The organism is Shewanella sp. 10N.286.51.B8, assembly GCF_041469325.1.
Taxonomy (GTDB): domain Bacteria; phylum Pseudomonadota; class Gammaproteobacteria; order Enterobacterales; family Shewanellaceae; genus Shewanella.
In genome coordinates this window covers 19,335-37,030 of the sequence record NZ_JBFRKG010000041.1, presented here as the reverse complement: position 1 = coordinate 37,030, position 17,696 = coordinate 19,335, and the positions used below count along the sequence as shown (strand labels likewise).

At 42.5% G+C, this 17,696-nt stretch carries 15 protein-coding genes and 1 pseudogene; 6 read left to right on the top strand and 10 right to left on the bottom strand.

Annotated elements, in window-relative coordinates:
- Nucleotides 1–2: 2 nt before the first annotated feature.
- Together AB4160_RS15505 and AB4160_RS15500 are read left to right on the top strand one after the other, a co-directional pair.
- On the top strand, nucleotides 3–704 hold the full coding sequence (locus tag AB4160_RS15505) for a phosphatase PAP2 family protein (protein ID WP_303502618.1): 702 nt from the start codon (nucleotides 3–5) through the stop codon (nucleotides 702–704).
- A gap of 68 nt (nucleotides 705–772) precedes the next feature.
- A pseudogene (locus tag AB4160_RS15500) lies at nucleotides 773–946 on the top strand (transposase); the annotation flags it as partial.
- Between the two features lie 202 nt (nucleotides 947–1,148).
- Here AB4160_RS15500 and kdsA read toward each other — a convergent pair.
- The 7 genes from kdsA to hemA form a co-directional block, all read right to left on the bottom strand.
- The gene (kdsA, locus tag AB4160_RS15495; protein ID WP_102438923.1) at nucleotides 1,149–1,997 is read right to left on the bottom strand and encodes a 3-deoxy-8-phosphooctulonate synthase; all 849 of its coding nucleotides are present in this window, start codon (nucleotides 1,995–1,997) and stop codon (nucleotides 1,149–1,151) included.
- A gap of 62 nt (nucleotides 1,998–2,059) precedes the next feature.
- The gene (locus AB4160_RS15490; protein ID WP_076543123.1) at nucleotides 2,060–3,313 is read right to left on the bottom strand and encodes a DUF819 domain-containing protein; all 1,254 of its coding nucleotides are present in this window, start codon (nucleotides 3,311–3,313) and stop codon (nucleotides 2,060–2,062) included.
- 167 nt (nucleotides 3,314–3,480) lie between these two features.
- Entirely contained in the window at nucleotides 3,481–4,269 is a 789-nt protein-coding gene (locus tag AB4160_RS15485) for a SirB1 family protein (RefSeq protein WP_102438925.1), read from the bottom strand.
- 9 nt (nucleotides 4,270–4,278) lie between these two features.
- Complete coding sequence (locus AB4160_RS15480) at nucleotides 4,279–4,674, bottom strand: SirB2 family protein (RefSeq protein WP_076543121.1); 396 nt, start codon at nucleotides 4,672–4,674, stop codon at nucleotides 4,279–4,281.
- A 202-nt stretch (nucleotides 4,675–4,876) separates the two neighbouring features.
- A complete protein-coding gene (prmC, locus tag AB4160_RS15475) occupies nucleotides 4,877–5,734 on the bottom strand; it encodes a peptide chain release factor N(5)-glutamine methyltransferase (RefSeq protein WP_102438929.1) in 858 nt (285 codons plus the stop codon).
- A 9-nt stretch (nucleotides 5,735–5,743) separates the two neighbouring features.
- Nucleotides 5,744–6,829, bottom strand: a complete 1,086-nt coding sequence (gene prfA, locus AB4160_RS15470; RefSeq protein WP_076543119.1) for a peptide chain release factor 1 — start codon at nucleotides 6,827–6,829, stop codon at nucleotides 5,744–5,746.
- A 14-nt stretch (nucleotides 6,830–6,843) separates the two neighbouring features.
- Complete coding sequence (gene hemA, locus AB4160_RS15465) at nucleotides 6,844–8,094, bottom strand: glutamyl-tRNA reductase (RefSeq protein WP_102438932.1); 1,251 nt, start codon at nucleotides 8,092–8,094, stop codon at nucleotides 6,844–6,846.
- Nucleotides 8,095–8,409: 315 nt separating this feature from the next.
- Between hemA and lolB the strand changes: the two genes are divergently transcribed.
- From lolB to AB4160_RS15445, 4 genes are all read left to right on the top strand, one after another.
- The gene (lolB, locus tag AB4160_RS15460; RefSeq protein WP_241900962.1) at nucleotides 8,410–9,045 is read left to right on the top strand and encodes a lipoprotein insertase outer membrane protein LolB; all 636 of its coding nucleotides are present in this window, start codon (nucleotides 8,410–8,412) and stop codon (nucleotides 9,043–9,045) included.
- A 98-nt stretch (nucleotides 9,046–9,143) separates the two neighbouring features.
- Complete coding sequence (gene ispE / locus AB4160_RS15455) at nucleotides 9,144–10,013, top strand: 4-(cytidine 5'-diphospho)-2-C-methyl-D-erythritol kinase (protein ID WP_303413793.1); 870 nt, start codon at nucleotides 9,144–9,146, stop codon at nucleotides 10,011–10,013.
- Between the two features lie 97 nt (nucleotides 10,014–10,110).
- Complete coding sequence (locus tag AB4160_RS15450) at nucleotides 10,111–11,058, top strand: ribose-phosphate pyrophosphokinase (RefSeq protein WP_076543115.1); 948 nt, start codon at nucleotides 10,111–10,113, stop codon at nucleotides 11,056–11,058.
- Nucleotides 11,059–11,263: 205 nt separating this feature from the next.
- The gene (locus AB4160_RS15445) at nucleotides 11,264–12,268 is read left to right on the top strand and encodes an FAD:protein FMN transferase (protein WP_303458922.1); all 1,005 of its coding nucleotides are present in this window, start codon (nucleotides 11,264–11,266) and stop codon (nucleotides 12,266–12,268) included.
- Nucleotides 12,269–12,451: 183 nt separating this feature from the next.
- Here the strand turns inward: AB4160_RS15445 and AB4160_RS15440 are convergent, their stop codons facing one another.
- The 3 genes from AB4160_RS15440 to AB4160_RS15430 form a co-directional block, all read right to left on the bottom strand.
- Entirely contained in the window at nucleotides 12,452–13,249 is a 798-nt protein-coding gene (locus AB4160_RS15440; protein ID WP_372005430.1) for a hypothetical protein, read from the bottom strand.
- Nucleotides 13,250–13,570: 321 nt separating this feature from the next.
- Nucleotides 13,571–15,148 (bottom strand): hypothetical protein, encoded by a 1,578-nt coding sequence (locus AB4160_RS15435; protein WP_372005427.1) that lies wholly within the window; start codon nucleotides 15,146–15,148, stop codon nucleotides 13,571–13,573.
- 101 nt (nucleotides 15,149–15,249) lie between these two features.
- On the bottom strand, nucleotides 15,250–17,694 hold the full coding sequence (locus AB4160_RS15430) for a LamG domain-containing protein (RefSeq protein WP_372005424.1): 2,445 nt from the start codon (nucleotides 17,692–17,694) through the stop codon (nucleotides 15,250–15,252).
- Nucleotides 17,695–17,696: the final 2 nt, after the last annotated feature.

Genomic DNA, 17,696 nt, shown 5'->3' with positions numbered 1-17,696 from the left:
CTATGAAAAAACAAGCCGCTAAACTTATGTTATTGCAGCCCAAAGCCTTATTACAGCCTCAAGCTCTGCCGTTTAGTGCTCGAGTCGGTTTATTCTACCTTGTTGCCGTTATCGCCATACTGGTAAGCGTAAGCTACATTGATCGACCTTTGGCACAGCTTTTACATGATAGTAAGCAAAGCGACTTTGGATTAACCTCAGTATTTAAACTACTGGCAAATACCCCATTAGCCTTAGAAGTATTGGCAGGCGTGCTTGTTTTAATTGGCTTATTAGGTCGTAATAACGCATTCATTCATTTAGTTAAGCCCATTGTCTTGGTCGCTATTAGCGCCACAGTGGTCCGTTTTGGGGCTAAAATTATCAGCGGCCGCACCTGGCCAGAAACTTGGGTTAATAATAACCCCTCTTGGATTGAGCATGGCGTGGAGATATTTGCGCCATTTTCATTGTCGCAAAGCTATCATTCGTTTCCTTCAGGGCATGCGCTATTTACCTTTGCCTTCGCCAGTTTATTTTGGCAATACAGCCCAAAGCTTTACTGGTTGTGGTTAACAGCCATGGTAAGCGTTTTTATCGGTCAATTAGGGCAAAACTACCATTACTTAGGTGACTTACTGGCAGGGGCGGTACTAGGAGTATTGATAAGTCAGTTGGTGAGTCATTATTGCCTTGCCCCAATTGCGGGCACAAAAAATCCATAAATAACTGTCTTTGATTAAGTCATTTTTAACCGCTTAAATGTCGATACCAAAGCTAACCACAAATTGGTATTGAGGAAAAGATTAAATCTTGTGATAAGCAGGTACAACAAGAGGCAAAAAGTAGTCAAGTTTGTTGGCGTTTAGAAAGTATTCCAGGTATCGGGCCAGTCACAGTTACCGCATTTTATGCAGCTGCTGGGGAGGGTAAAGATTTTAATAATGGCAGACACTTTTCAGCATTTTTCGTTGGGGCAGCTGGGTGTTCCAAGAGAGTATTGCTGTTGATACCCTTTTGGTCTGGTGTGGGCGAAGCACCACGACCTTGATCTTATTACCAACTAGAGTATCAAAACGATTTCTTAACCTATCCAAACAACGTTAAGTTCAAGCAAAAAAAAGCCCTGAACTTAATCATAAGTTCAGGGCTTTTAAAGAATCTCTTATCTACTTACTGGTATCAATTGGTTCAAACGACTTGACCAAATCATCTACCGCTTTCATTTGAGTTAAGTAGTTTTCAAGCTGATTAAGCGGCAATGCACATGGGCCATCGCACTTAGCATTATCAGGATCTGGATGCGCTTCAATGAACAACCCCGCTAAACCTAATGCCATACCGCTACGTGCAAGTTCGGTTGCTTGAGCGCGGCGTCCGCCTGCACTATCAGTACGACCACCTGGGCGCTGCAGTGCATGAGTTGCATCAAAGATGACTGGGTAACCAGACTGCTTCATTTCATCCATACCCAGCATATCCACTACTAGGTTGTTATAGCCAAAGCTTGAACCACGTTCACACAGAATAATGTTGTCATTACCGGCTTCATTAAACTTCTTAATGATATGACGCATTTCATGGGGCGCTAAGAATTGCGGCTTTTTCACGTTAATGATTGAACCCGTTGCTGCCATAGCAACTACTAGGTCCGTTTGACGGGCTAAAAATGCTGGCAACTGAATAATATCAACCACATCAGCCACTGGCTGGCATTGATGAATTTCATGCACATCGGTGATAATAGGTACATTAAAGGTCGACTTAATCTCTTCGAAAATCTTTAAGCCTTCTTCCATACCTGGACCACGATATGAGTTCACAGATGAGCGATTTGCTTTATCAAATGACGCTTTAAATACGTAAGGAATACCCAGTTTTTGGGTTACTTCTACGTAATGCTCTGCAATTTTCATTGCTAGATCGCGAGACTCAAGCACATTCATGCCACCAAATAAAACAAACGGTTTATCATTCGCAATTTCTAGCTCATTTAAACCAATGATTTTATGATCCATAGTCATTTCTCTTTAATCAATACCATGGGATTAGCCGCTGCTAACCCCATTAAAAAATAATGTTATACCGCAAGTATCTGCAGTAACTGGCCACACATCCAAGCCATATATGTGCCTACAGCATAGCCCAATACCGCCAACAATACGCCAACTGGCGCAAGTGCTGGATGAAACGCTGCTGCAACCACAGGGGCCGACGCTGCGCCGCCAACGTTAGCCTGACTGCCCACCGCCATATAAAACAGCGGCGCTTTAATAATTTTAGCCACGATAAGCATAAAGCTTGCGTGTACCAGCATCCAAATAATACCAATGGCGAAATACCACAGGTTTTGCTCATCAGCGAGTTTGGATACATCCATATGCAAACCAATGGTCGCAACAAGGATATATAAAAATGCCGATGCCACTTTCGAGGCGCCCGCAGCTTCTATCTGCTTTACTGGACTAAAGGATAAAGCTAAACCAATAGTAGTGGCGATAACAACCAGCCAGAAGAACTTGGAGGTTAAGCTGTAGTCTTGAGTCCAAGGGTAATTAACTTCAAAAAATGGTCCTAAAAAGTCTGCCGCAAAATGCGCTAACCCGGTAACACCAAAACCTATGGCCACAATCAGCATTAAGTCACGCAGTGAAGGTATACGGGCATTTTCTGCATGGTACTTTTCAACTTTGGCTTTAAGGGCTTCAAGGGCGGTGGTGTCTGCGCCTGTTTTAGCATCAATCTCTTTAGCACGAGATGCCATCAGCAGTAATACTGCCATCCACAGGTTAGCGACAATTACATCTACAGTCACCATCACGGAAAAGATATCGCCGCCCACTTCATAAATTTCTTTCATTGAGGCTTGGTTAGCGCCGCCGCCAATCCAACTGCCCGCAAGAGTGGTCATTCCGCGCCATACTGCATCAGGGCCATTGCCGCCTAATACGTCAGGGTTAATGGCTGAGATAATCAATAACGCAATGGGACCGCCAATCACAATGCCCACGGTGCCGGTTAAAAACATCACAATGGCTTTAGGGCCTAAACTTAAAATCGCTTTTAAATCGACACTTAAAATCAATAACACCAAACAAGCAGGTAATAAGTAACGCGAGGCAACATAATATAATTTTGAGGTGTCACCATCGACGATACCAAAGGTATTCAGTAGTGATGGTAAGAAGTAACACAGCAATAAGGCTGGGATAAACTTATAGAATTTTTGCCAAAATGGGTGTGCTGACGAACTGGTATAGAAAACAAAGCCGAGAATGACGGCAAGTAATCCCAGTGCTGTTGCGTCATTGGTTACCATGGGTGTGGTGGTCATGAAAAAGCTCCCTTGCAAATGCATTTCATAGTGAATTTATTATTGTTATGAATGTACTTTAAAGTACTTATTATTTTAAATTGGCGAAGTTACTGACAGATTAACTGCTTTGCGATAAACAATTCAGGCTCATAAATGAGCCTGAATTTGAATATTATATTAACCACTTAGTGATAAGTCTGTGGTTGTTGACTTAACTCTTTCAGCTGGATTTTGACAATTTCCGTCACCGGGTCGTGTGGACTGCTGTCGATAAAGTGCTGTAAATCTGAAATGGCCACTTTAATGCACCCCAGTTGCTGGGCAATAAAAGCGCGCTCTCGATTTAAGCTCACATCATCAGGATGCCACTGCAGCAATAAATTGCAGCATTCCATCGCTTGTTCAAATTTCTGGGTTACGATGCAACCCGCTTTTAGCTCATGTAACATACGAGTTATTAAGCGTTTTAGGCTGGCTGTTTTTAAGTACTTAGGCTTAAGCATGGCCGAATTACCTAACTCACCACGCACCAGTATATGCAATTGGTGGCGGCTTAATTGCTGCCCCGTTAGCGGATCGATATAAATGACATTATCATTTATATGGCTTCTCACTACGGTGTGCCCCGGTAATAATACCGCTTCTAAGCTAATATCAAGCTGCTTAGCCAGTAAAATTAATACCGTGGCTAAGGTGGTGCTGTTACCTTGACGGGTCATAATGCAGCGACCAAGATCGGCAGCATCAACACTAAAGTAATCATCACGCACACAAAAGCCTAAATCATCATAAAACCAGTGCAATAAACCTTCAAAGCGCTGTTGCTGATCTTCGACATATAAGCTCATCACTGAGCCGGCAATTTCATACCAAGCCCAAAGCGCTTTCTTCTCTTGAGAAAAGCCAAGATGTTGTGTTATTTCAAATGCAGTTTCAGGGATCTTAACTGCATCTTTCATTTGATGTTTTGCCATTAAACTCTATTAACCCATTAATACAACTTGTTTAAAATGAGCCAGCCTGGCAGCTAATACGAGCCATCCGATAGCACCTAAAAAGGCGAAGATTTTGAATAAATTGTTACGGTTACCTTTAAGTGCCATAACGCCCAATCCAATGTAGGCTAAAACTGCAATTAATTTTTCAGTCATCCACTCATCGACAAATGGATATTGTTTGATCATGAAGCACAAGATTAGCCCTGATAACAATAAGAAGGTATCAATGACATGAGGGGCAACTTTAACAAACTTTTTATCCATGATTGGCGACTTGCGCATGTGTAGTACAAAGCGAGTGACAAAAAAGACCACACTTAAAAAGATGAAGGTTAAGTGCGTGTGTTTAACAGCTGGATATAAACTGTAAAAGGTTTCCATTATTGTTTTTCTCTTTGAGCTACCGATAAAATGGCCGCTAGTTTACTCGATCTGGCGGCTTATTAGCAATGTTGTGAAAATCGCCCCATTAGGCCAGTCACTACATGAGTAAATCAGCAACTAACTCAGTATTAACTGGGCAATTAACGCGATGGATCACTGCCAATGATTAACGAACGAAAAAATGGCGGTTGCAAGTGGCTTAAACCTTGTTCCATTGACCTAAGGTGCAACGGTCATTACTGCCAAAGTCTCGCACGGTTGCGACATTGTCATAACCAAGTTCAATGAGCTTTTGTCTTACGACCAGCGCCTGTTCAAAGCCGTGCTCCAGCAGTAAATAGCCACCTTCAGATAAGTAAGCCCGCGCATAGGTTGCGATATGAAATAAATCAGCAAAACCTGCGTCACCTGCGGTCAATGCACTTGATGGTTCAAAGCGCACATCACCCATGGCTAAATGCTCATCGGCTTCGTCAATATAAGGAGGGTTTGAGACAATTAATTGAAATTGCCGGCCTTCAATTGCACTAAACCAATCTGATTGTAAAATTTCAACTTGAGTGAGATTTAAGTTTTGCCGGTTGGCTTTAGCAAGTTCTACCGCATCAGTGACTTTATCAACGGCTGTGACTTGCCATTGTGGTCGCTCAGATGCCAATGACAATGCTATCGCGCCTGTTCCCGTACCTAAATCCAGTACCTTAGCCGTTTCCGCTACAGGCAAATTTAACGCGGTTTCTACTAAAATTTCAGTATCAGGACGCGGGATCAAGGTGGTGGCGTTAACAATAAATGGCAATGACCAAAATTCACGTTCACCAATAATATGTGCCACAGGCACACCTTGCTGGCGCTTTTCGACCATGGCTTTATAAGCTTTGAATTGATCTGTGGTGAGGACTTTTTCAGGCCAAGTATAAATGAAGCTACGCTGCTTATTGATGCAATGCAGAAGCAAGGCTTCTGCATCGATATTGGCCGATTCAGATGAATCGACCAATAAACTGTAAGCCCATTGCAAAGACTCCGCAATGGTAGAGAAAGAAGACTGTGACAAGGTTACTCCTTAGTCGTCAGCTAATGCAGCAAGCAAGTCCGCTTGTTCCTCTTGCATTAATGGCTCAATAATAGCGTTTAAGTCGCCTTCCATGATTTCATTTAAGCGGTATAGCGTTAAATTAATGCGGTGCTCACTCATACGACCTTGTGGGAAGTTGTAAGTTCGAATACGTTCAGAACGGTCACCACTTGCCACTAGATTACGGCGGGTTGATTCTTCTTCGCTACGACGCTTTTCATCTTCAACCGCTTGTAAGCGCGCTGAAAGCACACTCATGGCTTGGGCACGGTTTTTATGTTGCGAGCGTTGATCCTGACATTCCACCACAATACCTGACGGTACGTGAGTAATACGAATGGCTGAATCGGTTTTGTTGACGTGCTGACCACCTGCGCCAGATGCGCGGAAGGTATCGACTTTTAAATCTGCTGGATTAATTGAAATCTGCTCTGCTTCTGGCACTTCTGGTAATACAACCACGGTAACGGCTGAGGTATGTACACGACCTTGGGATTCAGTTTCTGGTACACGTTGAACACGGTGTCCGCCAGATTCAAATTTCAATTTACCGTAAACGCCTTCACCAGTTACGTGAACGATTAATTCTTTAAAGCCACCATGCTCACCTTCGTTGGCGTTCATGATTTCCATTTGCCACTTATTCGACTCACAAAAACGTGAATACATGCGGAATAAGTCACCCGCGAATATAGCGGCTTCATCACCACCGGCGCCGGCACGGATTTCTACGAAGGCATTACGGTCGTCATTTGGATCTTTTGGAAGCAATAAGATTTGTAATTCATCTTCAAGTTCTGCAATGGCTTTTTTGGCTGCTTTAATTTCTTCTTGAGCCATTTCACGCATTTCTGCGTCATCTTCAGTAAGCATTTCTTGCGCTGACTCAAGATCGGCTTGAGCCTCTTGAAACGCTTTAAAGCTTTTTACAATATCTTCTAACTGAGAATATTCTTTTGATAAGCCGCGAAAGCGGTCTTGATCCGCAATAACTTGTGCATCACTCAGTAATGCCAATACTTCTTCATTACGTTCAAGCAAGCCTTCCAGCTTGCGAATAACCGACTCTTTCATTTAGCTTTATTACCTTAATTTTTATCCAAACCAAGCGTGACACGTAATTGGCCTAAGGTATTCAAGTCCCCTTGACGACTAGCAGAAGTTAACGCTTGTGTCGGTGCATGGATTAAGCGATTGGTTAGCCTATTGGCTAGCTCTAAAATCACTTGTTCATTGTCACCACCTTGAGTTAATTTGTTCAAGGCGCGCTCTACTAATTCATCTTTAATTGCCAAACTTTGGCTTCGGTATTCTCGAATACTGTCTACAGACTCTAACGAACGCACCCATTCCATAAAGATATGAGATTGTTCATCGGCAATTACTTCTGCCTGCTCGGCGGCTTCTTTACGTGAAGCCATGTTCTGTTCAATGATGCTGTGTAAATCGTCCACAGTATAAAGGAAAGCATCGTCTAATTCGCCAACTTCTGCTTCTATATCACGAGGAACTGCAATATCAACCAATAGCATGGGTTGATGACGACGTTGTTTCAGTGCCTTTTCGACCATGCCCTTACCTAATATAGGCAATGGACTGGCGGTAGAGGATATCACGATATCGGCTTTAGGTAGATAGTCTGGTATTTGTTGCAGCGTAATTGCCGTTGCATCAAACTCTTCACACATCGCCTGTGCACGCTCAACCGTTCGGTTAGCCACCACAATACCGGCAACCTCATTGTCTTTTAAATGCTTGGCAACTAATTCAATGGTTTCTCCAGCGCCAATCAATAATACATTGGTGGTACTTAGTGATGAGAAAATATGTTTGGCCATGCTGACAGCGGCAAACGCCACTGACACCGCGGCGGCGCCAATTTCGGTTTCAGTACGCACTTTTTTAGCCACTGAAAAGGTGTTTTGAAACAAACGGTCAATAGTAACTGCCGTTGTGCCTGCCTCTTTAGCTTTCGCAAAGGCTTGTTTAACTTGCCCAAGAATTTGTGGCTCACCTAATACTAGAGAATCTAGACCTGAAGACACGCGCATTAAGTGTTTAACGCATTCCTGATCCTCATAGCTATAAATACAAGGCATGAGATCATCATGACTAAGATTGTGATAATCCTCTAGCCATTCGATTATGTCTTCTTTAGTGCCGTTGTTGCAATAAAGTTCTGTACGGTTACAGGTTGACACGATCACGGATTCACCCGAGCTAGTTCGACTAGCTAGACTCTTCATCGCATCGTGAATCTTATCCGGTGAAAAGGCGACTTTCTCTCGAAGATCGACCGTGGCGGTTTTATGATTTATTCCGATTGCTACTAGGCTCATGTGACTCGTTTTAAGTTCTTCGCAGGATCATTAATTAGGTCATTCTACTTAATTGGTAAAACTAAAAACACAATTGGCTTAACAAAACGGAATAATTATCTATTTTTTTTCTAATAATTCTATCTTGTTAACAAAATCATCCATCATTTGACAAAATACACCAAGAAAAACAGGGCTATGTATATCTACATTAGCTAATATTGTCTAGTATAGGAGTAATAATTAATCAAATCAGTTTTATTTATAAAAGCATTTTTACAATCAGCTTATTGCCCAGTATCATGCCTTATCGCTTTTTTATCCCAGTGAGTCCCTTTGCGAATTTTAACAACTTACCTAAAACACTTACTGTTAATGAGCTGTTTATTGTTAACGGCTTGTTCTATTCGTCCGCCGCACACGCTTTCAGAAACACAGGTAAAGCACCCCAGTGACGCCCAAGCATGGGAATTACAAGGTAAACTGGCTTTTCGTTCTAGCAGCGATAAATTTAGCACCAACTTATTTTGGTTGCACGATCAAAGCAGCCAATATGATCGCGATGAATTGACCCTTACCACCATGATTGGCACAACTGTATTGTCACTTAAGTCTGAAAATGGCCTAGCCAGTTTAGACATTCAAGATAAAACTTACACAGACAACAACCCTGAGCGGCTAATCTACCGCGTCAGCGGCATGACCATTCCCATTAATAAATTACCGCTTTGGATCACAGGTCAAGTCGCCCCTGATGATGAAGTGCTAGAATATAATCCAGATGGCAGCATCAAACGTTTTAGCAGTGCTGATAATGGCGGGGATTGGCTGGTAAGCTTTATGAGTTATCAGCAACAAAGCGGTGCTAAGCTGCCCAGATTACTGCAAATCAATCGCGCTGATGTACAAATAAAAATACAGATAAATCAATGGCAAGCTCTAACAACCAATCTAGCACAAACCAATAACTAATCGATATTGGTTTATCGGCTATTGATGATGCGCTGTTATATAAGTACTTATATAGGCACTTCGACTCAAAATGACAAAACCACTTGAATGGCTTTTACATGACAACAAATAAAGACAATTTGGCAATCTCCACTGAATGGCCAGCTCCTGCAAAGCTCAATTTATTTTTGCATATTACCGGCCAACGAGCCGATGGTTACCACGAGCTTCAAACCCTGTTTCAGTTTATTGACCAATGTGACTATTTAGATTTTCAGACGACTGAGTCGAAACAAATAAGCTTGCATTCAGAATTATCAAAAGTTGTCGCAGAAAAAGATAACTTAATTCTAAAGGCCGCAAAATCTTTACAAGAATATTGCAATTATCAGGGCGGCGCACAAATTTGGTTACGTAAAAACTTGCCTATGGGTGGCGGTTTAGGTGGTGGTTCATCTGATGCGGCCACCACATTAGTGGCATTAAATAAGTTGTGGGGGCTTGATTTACCCCATGCAACCCTAGCAAAAATCGGCCTAGAACTTGGCGCGGATGTCCCTGTTTTTATTAATGGTTTTGCTGCTTTCGCTGAAGGTGTTGGTGAACAGCTTATTGCAGTGCAACCAGCAGAGTTGTACTACCTAGTCATAGTGCCTGAAGTCCATGTGTCAACCCAAGCAATTTTCCAAGCGCCAGACTTAACTCGCGATACACCTAAATTAGCAATCGATACTTTAATGCAGCAAAATTGGTCAAATGATTGCCAAAAACTTGTCACAGAAAAGCACCCCCAAGTTGCCAATGCCTTAAGCTGGCTGGTAGAATATGCGCCGTCAAGAATGACCGGAACTGGCGCATGCGTCTTCGGTGAATTCGAACAGCAACAATCGGCGCTAGACGCGTTGGCACACCTGCCAACGACCATGAGCGGCTTTGTTGCTAAAGGCTTAAACCTGTCACCTTTGATGACACGCTTAAACCAAGATTAACAAATACCTTCTAGAAATGTTTTTTGCTTATTGATGACAACATCCTTAAGTCACATTTTTAGCCACTAACTTAAAGCCAACACCTGAGGTTCATAAAGTGCCCGATATCAAGCTCTTTGCTGGTAACGCTACCCCTAAACTAGCCAAAAAAATAGCCGACCGTTTATTTTGCAAACTTGGCGATGCAGTAGTAGGCCGTTTCAGCGACGGTGAAATCAGTGTTCAAATCAATGAGAACGTACGTGGTGCTGATGTATTCATCATCCAATCGACTTGTGCACCGACCAACGACAACCTGATGGAACTTATCGTTATGGTTGATGCGCTTCGCCGTGCATCTGCTGGTCGTATTACCGCAGTAATTCCATACTTCGGTTACGCTCGTCAAGATCGTCGTGTTCGTAGTGCTCGTGTACCTATTACTGCTAAAGTTGTTGCAGACTTCTTATCAAGTGTTGGGGTTGACCGCGTATTAACTTGCGATCTTCACGCTGAGCAAATTCAAGGTTTCTTTGATGTGCCTGTTGATAACGTTTTCGGTAGCCCAGTACTGCTAGAAGATATGTTAGGCAAGCAACTTGATAACCCAGTTGTTGTTTCTCCAGACATTGGTGGTGTAGTACGTGCTCGCGCTGTAGCTAAACTACTTGATGATTCTGACTTAGCAATTATCGATAAGCGTCGCCCACAAGCGAACGTAGCTCAAGTAATGCATATCATTGGTGATGTTCAAGGCCGTGACTGTATTATTGTTGATGACATGATCGATACTGGTGGTACTTTATGTAAAGCGGCAGAAGCGTTAAAAGAACATGGTGCTAACCGTGTATTCGCTTATGCAACTCACCCGGTATTTTCTGGCAATGCTGCGAAAAATATCGCTGAATCAGTTATCGATGAAGTTATCGTTACCGATACTGTGCCATTAAGCCCTGAGATCGCTAAACTTGAAAAGGTAACTCAGCTAACAATGTCAGCAGTACTTGCTGAAGCGATCCGTCGTGTTAGCAATGAAGAGTCTATTTCTGCGATGTTCCGTCACTAATCAATTATTTGAATTAGTCGCTGACTTAAGGTATCTGGCTTAGGTCTTTGAGTTAGGTCTTCGACTTAGCACCGACATCGAAAAAGCGCACTCAATCGAGTGCGTTTTTTATTGGCTGTTATTTGGCATAAATCAATCTAGATTAATAACCCATAACTCAGTACCCTATTGGCTATAAAAATAATTCAACAATAAGTCATTACCCATGTTTAAGCCTTTCTCATTAATCTCACTGTGTTTTGTTGGCCTAATCTTATCCACTCAAGTCACTGCGCAGTGGCATCAAAAGAGCTTTGAAGTCATGGGGACCCAAGCTCATGTTGAATTTTGGCTTTCAGAAGCAGAGAAGAATACAGAGTCAAATGAAAAACAAACTGCAGATAACCTCATCATCGCTGTCGAACAAGAAATGCATCGCATCGACCGATTAATGAGTCCTTATAAAGCAGACAGCGAATTAAGCAAAATCAACCAACTGGCAGGGAAAGAGGCAGTTGTCATTAATCAAGAACTGTTTGATTTGCTGCTTGATTCACACAAGATTGCTGAGCTGACAAACGGTACATTTGATATCACTTACGCCTCAATTGGTTATCAATACGATTACCGCCAAGGACAAAAGCCAGCGAAACCCGAGATAAACCAAGCCCTCGAAGCTATAGATTACCGCGCAGTAACCTTAGACAAATCACAATCTAGTGTTCGTTTTAAAAACCAAGATGTACGGATTGATTTAGGCGGAATAGCTAAAGGACATGCCGTTAAGCAATGCTTAGCCATTTTACAAGCTGCAGGTATTAAGCACGCCTTAGTCAGCGCAGGTGGTGATACAGGACTGCTCGGTGACAGACGCGGCCGCCCATGGTTTGTCGGTATTAAGCACCCTAGAGCCGCTGAAAAAACAGCGGTGCAATTACCACTGGTTAACGAGTCAATTTCAACATCAGGTGATTACGAGCGTTACTTCATCGAAGATGGCGTGCGCTACCACCACATCATTAATCCTAAAACCGGCGACTCGGCCAGAAAAGTGGTCAGCGTATCCATCATTGGTAAAAACTCAACTTACGTTGATGCCCTATCAACAGCCGTATTTGTAAAAGGCTTACAAGAAGGCATGGCGCTAATTAACCAACTACCAGAATATGAAGCGATTATTATTGATAATCAACAGACGTTACATGTATCAGAGGGACTGCAACAGGACTAGATAAGTAATGGATTAATGGTAGGTGCTGGGGGAGCGTTATAAGGATCCACTTATTTTCTCTCACCCAACATATTTTCAGCACCTACTTATTTTATTTTCTTATTCAAAAAATATCAGTCAGGTTATTTGCGACTTAATAGATCTTTTGTTACAACGAGAACCGTCGACTGCACCATTACACCATTACACCATTACACCATTATTTTCATGAGAGACAACCACATAATCATCAAGCTCATTTAGCAAAACAACTTTCAAAGGTTTTTCAGAATAAGGGAATTTTAGATATACATATTTACGTAATTTCTTATCAGAATAATCTTTATGATTACCAAACAAATCAAAAGAAGCTGAGTTAATTAATTTTTCAAGAGCAAATTGGGAGTAGTTAATCAGATTGGACGCATTATCCGATGACCAGCTATTCTCACCTGATATAGGGAGTGATTTGCCATTAAAAAAATAATAATCTTTAGTCGATTGAATATCCGATATTGGATCAATAATTCTAACTGTAAGTCTAAATTCAATTTGAGCTAAATTATCAGAATCTAAGATAAGCTTAGCTGATGGTAACAGAATTAAATTTGGTGACTCTGTATCATTTACAATCTTAAGTTCTCTATCAAAAACCTGATTTTGGATAATATCTGTTAATACTTCATCAAACTTTACACTCAATGTTTCATTTTCATTGTCAAATGAAACTGAATTACTTAATTGATCGACTAAGATTCCCAATATACCAAAATGGTTTGATAAATTACTTCTACCAGAAAGAAATACTTGGCTATCAGCTACTAAATAATCACCAGCGGGTATTTCCGTGGTTGTAGATATAGTAGCCGAAGAAGATTGGATTTTTACAGAGCCAGAATATTCAGGGACAATAATAGGCTCATAATGTGTCGCACAGCCAGAAATCCAAAGAAAACAAATAAAGGCAAAAAACCTTTTTATAAACGTATAAATAATATTCATAATAACCTAATATTTGTATTGTGCGCATGCACATTTAATAAACCAAATACTTAAACTTTACTAAAGCAAAGCTATTGATTAGTAAGCACTCTGTCAGAGTCCTGTTGGATAAACGAGTATCTATATTTGGAACTGATCAATTGTGATGAAGGTCTATATCATTGCTTCATCTACAAAGTTCTTTTGGATTAAGATTTTAAACCTAGAAAATACCGAATTAGTTGGCAGTTAAACAACCATCACAATGATTAAAAAACAAAAAAGCTCAGAGAATACCTCTGAGCTTTTCAATTTAACCAGCAAAATAAACCGATATTTTAATCAAACTATCGGTTGAAACGCTGTTAGCGAATCTAACATCGCACTGTTGCCCAAACCTTGTCTTGGTGCCACCATATTGAACTGGCCTTGTTCACCATGCAGTGCCATGTAGTTAAGCAACACCGTATCCACCAGCAAGTTCACGTTATTTGCCGATGGGGCTGATGCGGTATCCACTGAGGCATCAGAGCGCATAAAGCCGATTTGTTGGTTTTGCGCCATTTGATCAGCACTTGCGCCCATCAATTGTGGCTTACCCGCTGGGTTATACACCAAGAAGAAAGATGCACCTGTAGATGAGTTATCTCCCGTCCATTCGCCCTTGCCTCGTCCTTCCATTGAGTCATCGATGCGGCCATTACTGGCAACCGAGCCATCACTGAATACATACATCATCAAAGGTTGATTGCGACGAGCGGCATATTCCAAACATGCGCCCATACAACGCCCTGCGCGTAAATCTCGTAACTCACCGGTACCACGCTCACCAGTGTGATAGTCAAAACCACCCATAGTGACAGTGCCAGCACCAGAGAATCCATTAACCACCAGTTTCATAATAGAAGCGGTTTTTTGGAACTCTGATTCTGAATCAAATTCATTAATGGTAAAGATACCGCTTGGGCCCACAATGTCAGGATCTAACACAGGGTTAAGCGTCGAAGGATCACCAAAACGATCGGCTAAATCAGCACTTTTCACATAGCCACAATTGACTAAGTCTTTAATCACATCATCACGAGTTACTTGAGTGTTCACCGAAGCCATTTTCTGGGCGCTAATGCGCTGGATGCTTTCCATTACGGTTACGGCATCGCGCTGAGATAACAAGTTAAACAAATCACCCACATCCACAAGCCCAATCACATCAGACGGTCGATCGATTTTAGTTGGTCGCATGCTCAAATCGACAAAATTAGCCGCTGCCATTGAGTTGCCACCAGAGTCAGTGCTGCGCGAGCCAATGAGTGGCATCAGCGAGCCGTTAGCACCAGCCGCCGCAATAGCATACATAGGATTATGTGGGTTATTACCTGTATCGTTATCAGAACGACAAGGGATCACCGCACCATTAATCCGTGATGCGGTATCGGCTGAAACCTTTTCCAATATGCCACGTAAAAACGCTGAATCAGAGTGGAACGCGAGCCCTAAATCAGTGTTAATAAAATCAGACATACCAACATCAGGGTTTGCAATCGATGGTGCCATATCACCAGGTAAACCCAGCTTGTTATAGCCAGCTGTCGATAAGAAATCTTGCTGACCTCCTGCGCCACCAACCAGCACATTTGAGCCAGCAATATTGGCGCCGCCCGCTAAATCGAAACTAATAAACGGAATTTTACCCGCCCCTTGTACGCTAATACCGCATGAGTCTCGCAGTGCTTCTAGGTCAGAAGACAACGCAGCATTGGCTTGGTTTGGGTTAGCAAACATGCTCATTAATGATAAACCCGCGACCGCTTGGCCACCTTTTGCCAGGCCCGTTGAGATAAACTCACGCCGAGTCATGGGTTTACGATGATCGGAAAACAATAAAGGACTGTCAGGGTGAAGATGAGTACGTTTAGTCATGTTGAAGTCCTTTTAAACTCTTTTTTGCCGCCGCTTGATTGTCGATATTCAATATTGGAAACGTCGTGATCTGTGTGGGTATTTTTATCATCATTACGCTCCTATTGAATCAACATCACAGCACTTGCCAACACTGCTGCACATGAGGCTTTAGCAATAGTTTGGGTTCGCTCTGCATTACAGTTTGTGCCACACACAGACAAATTACTGACTAGTGAATCCAGCTCGTTATAAACCAAGTTAGCATCAGGCTGACTCGATAAATTCAGCGGCATAAGTTGACCAATTAACGGGTTGAGCAAGTTAGGTCTTTCTGCGCTGCTTAATGCCACGTTTGGCTCTTGCGTGAAGTCAATATCAGGGAACCAAGCGCTGCGTAAGCTATCGTCATCAATGGCGACATCGCAATAGGCAATTGCCAGTTGCGTCACCCCCATTTGCTGTGCAGAAATAAAGGTATCGATATTTTCGACACTCGGCAGTTGGCTTTTTACTAGTGCATAGGTATCAAACACTTTGGTTGTTTGCTGAGGTACACCAGTTAACTCACTCATTGAGTGGTTAATTTCAGCAAAGTTTCTTAAGCCTATTTGCGCGGTTTCAGTACTTGCGGGTAACTCATCAGGTGTGATTATCACGCCAGGCACAACCACATTTTCATGTTCACCGATTTGCTCAAAAGTGAGGAAAAACTCATCCTGACTGGCACCTTTTTCGAGACCAATAATAGTGCCTAATGCAGACAGCGACATAGGTTCAGCTAACGCCTGACCGCTTTCAATGGCTAAATCGACGTTAGAATAAGCTTGTCCTTGGGCACTTTCTTTACCATTAATCCCGATACGAACTGAACGCATATCAAATGCTTCAGCCACTGGCGTCCCATCGATATTCACCAATGAAGCGCCAGTAAATAAATAGCTGTAATTATCAAATTGGCTGACTTCAAACATCACATAGGTATTGGGCAAATCAATTAAATGACTTACCGAGAACAGCAAGAAGAATTTCTCACCTACACCGACATCATAGTTTTGGCTGATTTGTTCTTGCTCTAGGACGCGGTTATAAATCGCCAACAAACGAATATCACCCTGCCAGACATGTTGGTTTGAAGCCTCTCGTCCTAAAATCAACGCAAAGCTGTCATCCCAAGATGCCAACGGCGCAATATCTTCATCAGCCACTTCAATTAAGTTACCATTGACGTAAATTTTTCGCCCTTCTGTAGCGTTATAAGTTAATACCACATGCTGCAGTGTCGCTTGCAACACTTCATCGGCATCTGGCGTACTTAAGGCTGGTTCGCCATTGGTGCTTGAAGCTTCAGTGCGCAGCATAAAGTCATAGTTATATTGGCTCTGGCCTAATGTGAAGTTACGTGCATCATCACCTGCTGAATAAGTGACGATTCTTGCAGGCCCTTCTTGGGTGACATTATTTGGTGTTACCCAAGCTTCAACTGAAAACTCACCAGTAGAGGTGATTAAATCATGGAGTTTCTTACTGTTGGCGGTACTGGCCTGCGCTTTACCATTAGTAAAAGATAAGCCCCAACTGCCGAGCCATTCAACATCACCCGTCAGCGATAAATTCGCTTCTGGCGCGATACCAGAGGTATCGTATGCAGTAGAACCCTCGCCAGTTTTGAACTCGTATAAGGCAATGACATCCGTTTCAAATCGACCACCACTTGAAGCGGTAATACCATCCGTTAACCGTAGTGATTTAGACACCACCATTTCTGGTGAAATTTCATCGACAGCAATTGCATCACTCATCGCTGTCACTGCAGCAAGCATTTCATTGCTATTTTCTTGGCAATTTGTCCAACAGTTATGAAACTCACTGCCTAAACGAACCACTAATCTAGACTGAGATGGCTCATCGATGTTGATGACATTTTTAGCCGACTCGTAAGCTTGAGTTATATCGTTACTTGCAAAGAAAGGTGACTGAGCAAAACTCGCTCCTTCGTTATGACAATCAACGCAGTACTGACTAACAATGGGGTAAACATGTTGGCTAAATAGCGCACTGTCATCTGGGAAACTTTTGCTTGAACCTGGCTCTCGAATGACTGGCGCAGTTAACTCAATTGTATTGGCGCTACTGACCCGTTCATCTGACCACAATTTGATCCACGAAGTCATGGTTTCACCACAGGCACTATCACTGTCTAGCCAACAATTATGGCCACCAGCCACTTTTTCAACTAAGCGAGATGAAGCAGGAGCAGTTAAATCAACCAGCGGATTAGTCGCTGCATACGCGTCGTTAACGTCTTCTCGACTGGCAAAATATGGCGCTTGATTTCCTTCTGTATGACAGGCTCCACAGCGATTTTGGGTTGAGATATTATCCCACAATGAGACTTTATATTTTTGAATGTCTTCAGTGGCAGGTGCAGGACCGGTATACACGCCAGAGTCTGGTTCTTGCTGTTGAGGCGGATTACTTTCTACGTCACCGCCGCCACATGCCGTGAGGGTTAAACATAAACTCAGCACCGAGAGGCTAGATAAGGTTTTTTGAGATAATTTCACCG

Coding starts and splice junctions, on each gene's coding strand:
- AB4160_RS15485 (WP_102438925.1), bottom strand. CDS start 4,269: ATGGCAAAACATCAAATGAAAGATGCAGTTAAGATCCCTGAAACTGCA.
- ispE (WP_303413793.1), top strand. CDS start 9,144: ATGACAACAAATAAAGACAATTTGGCAATCTCCACTGAATGGCCAGCT.
- AB4160_RS15505 (WP_303502618.1), top strand. CDS start 3: ATGAAAAAACAAGCCGCTAAACTTATGTTATTGCAGCCCAAAGCCTTA.
- AB4160_RS15445 (WP_303458922.1), top strand. CDS start 11,264: ATGTTTAAGCCTTTCTCATTAATCTCACTGTGTTTTGTTGGCCTAATC.
- hemA (WP_102438932.1), bottom strand. CDS start 8,094: ATGAGCCTAGTAGCAATCGGAATAAATCATAAAACCGCCACGGTCGAT.
- AB4160_RS15480 (WP_076543121.1), bottom strand. CDS start 4,674: ATGGAAACCTTTTACAGTTTATATCCAGCTGTTAAACACACGCACTTA.
- AB4160_RS15435 (WP_372005427.1), bottom strand. CDS start 15,148: ATGACTAAACGTACTCATCTTCACCCTGACAGTCCTTTATTGTTTTCC.
- AB4160_RS15440 (WP_372005430.1), bottom strand. CDS start 13,249: ATGAATATTATTTATACGTTTATAAAAAGGTTTTTTGCCTTTATTTGT.
- kdsA (WP_102438923.1), bottom strand. CDS start 1,997: ATGGATCATAAAATCATTGGTTTAAATGAGCTAGAAATTGCGAATGAT.
- prfA (WP_076543119.1), bottom strand. CDS start 6,829: ATGAAAGAGTCGGTTATTCGCAAGCTGGAAGGCTTGCTTGAACGTAAT.
- AB4160_RS15490 (WP_076543123.1), bottom strand. CDS start 3,313: ATGACCACCACACCCATGGTAACCAATGACGCAACAGCACTGGGATTA.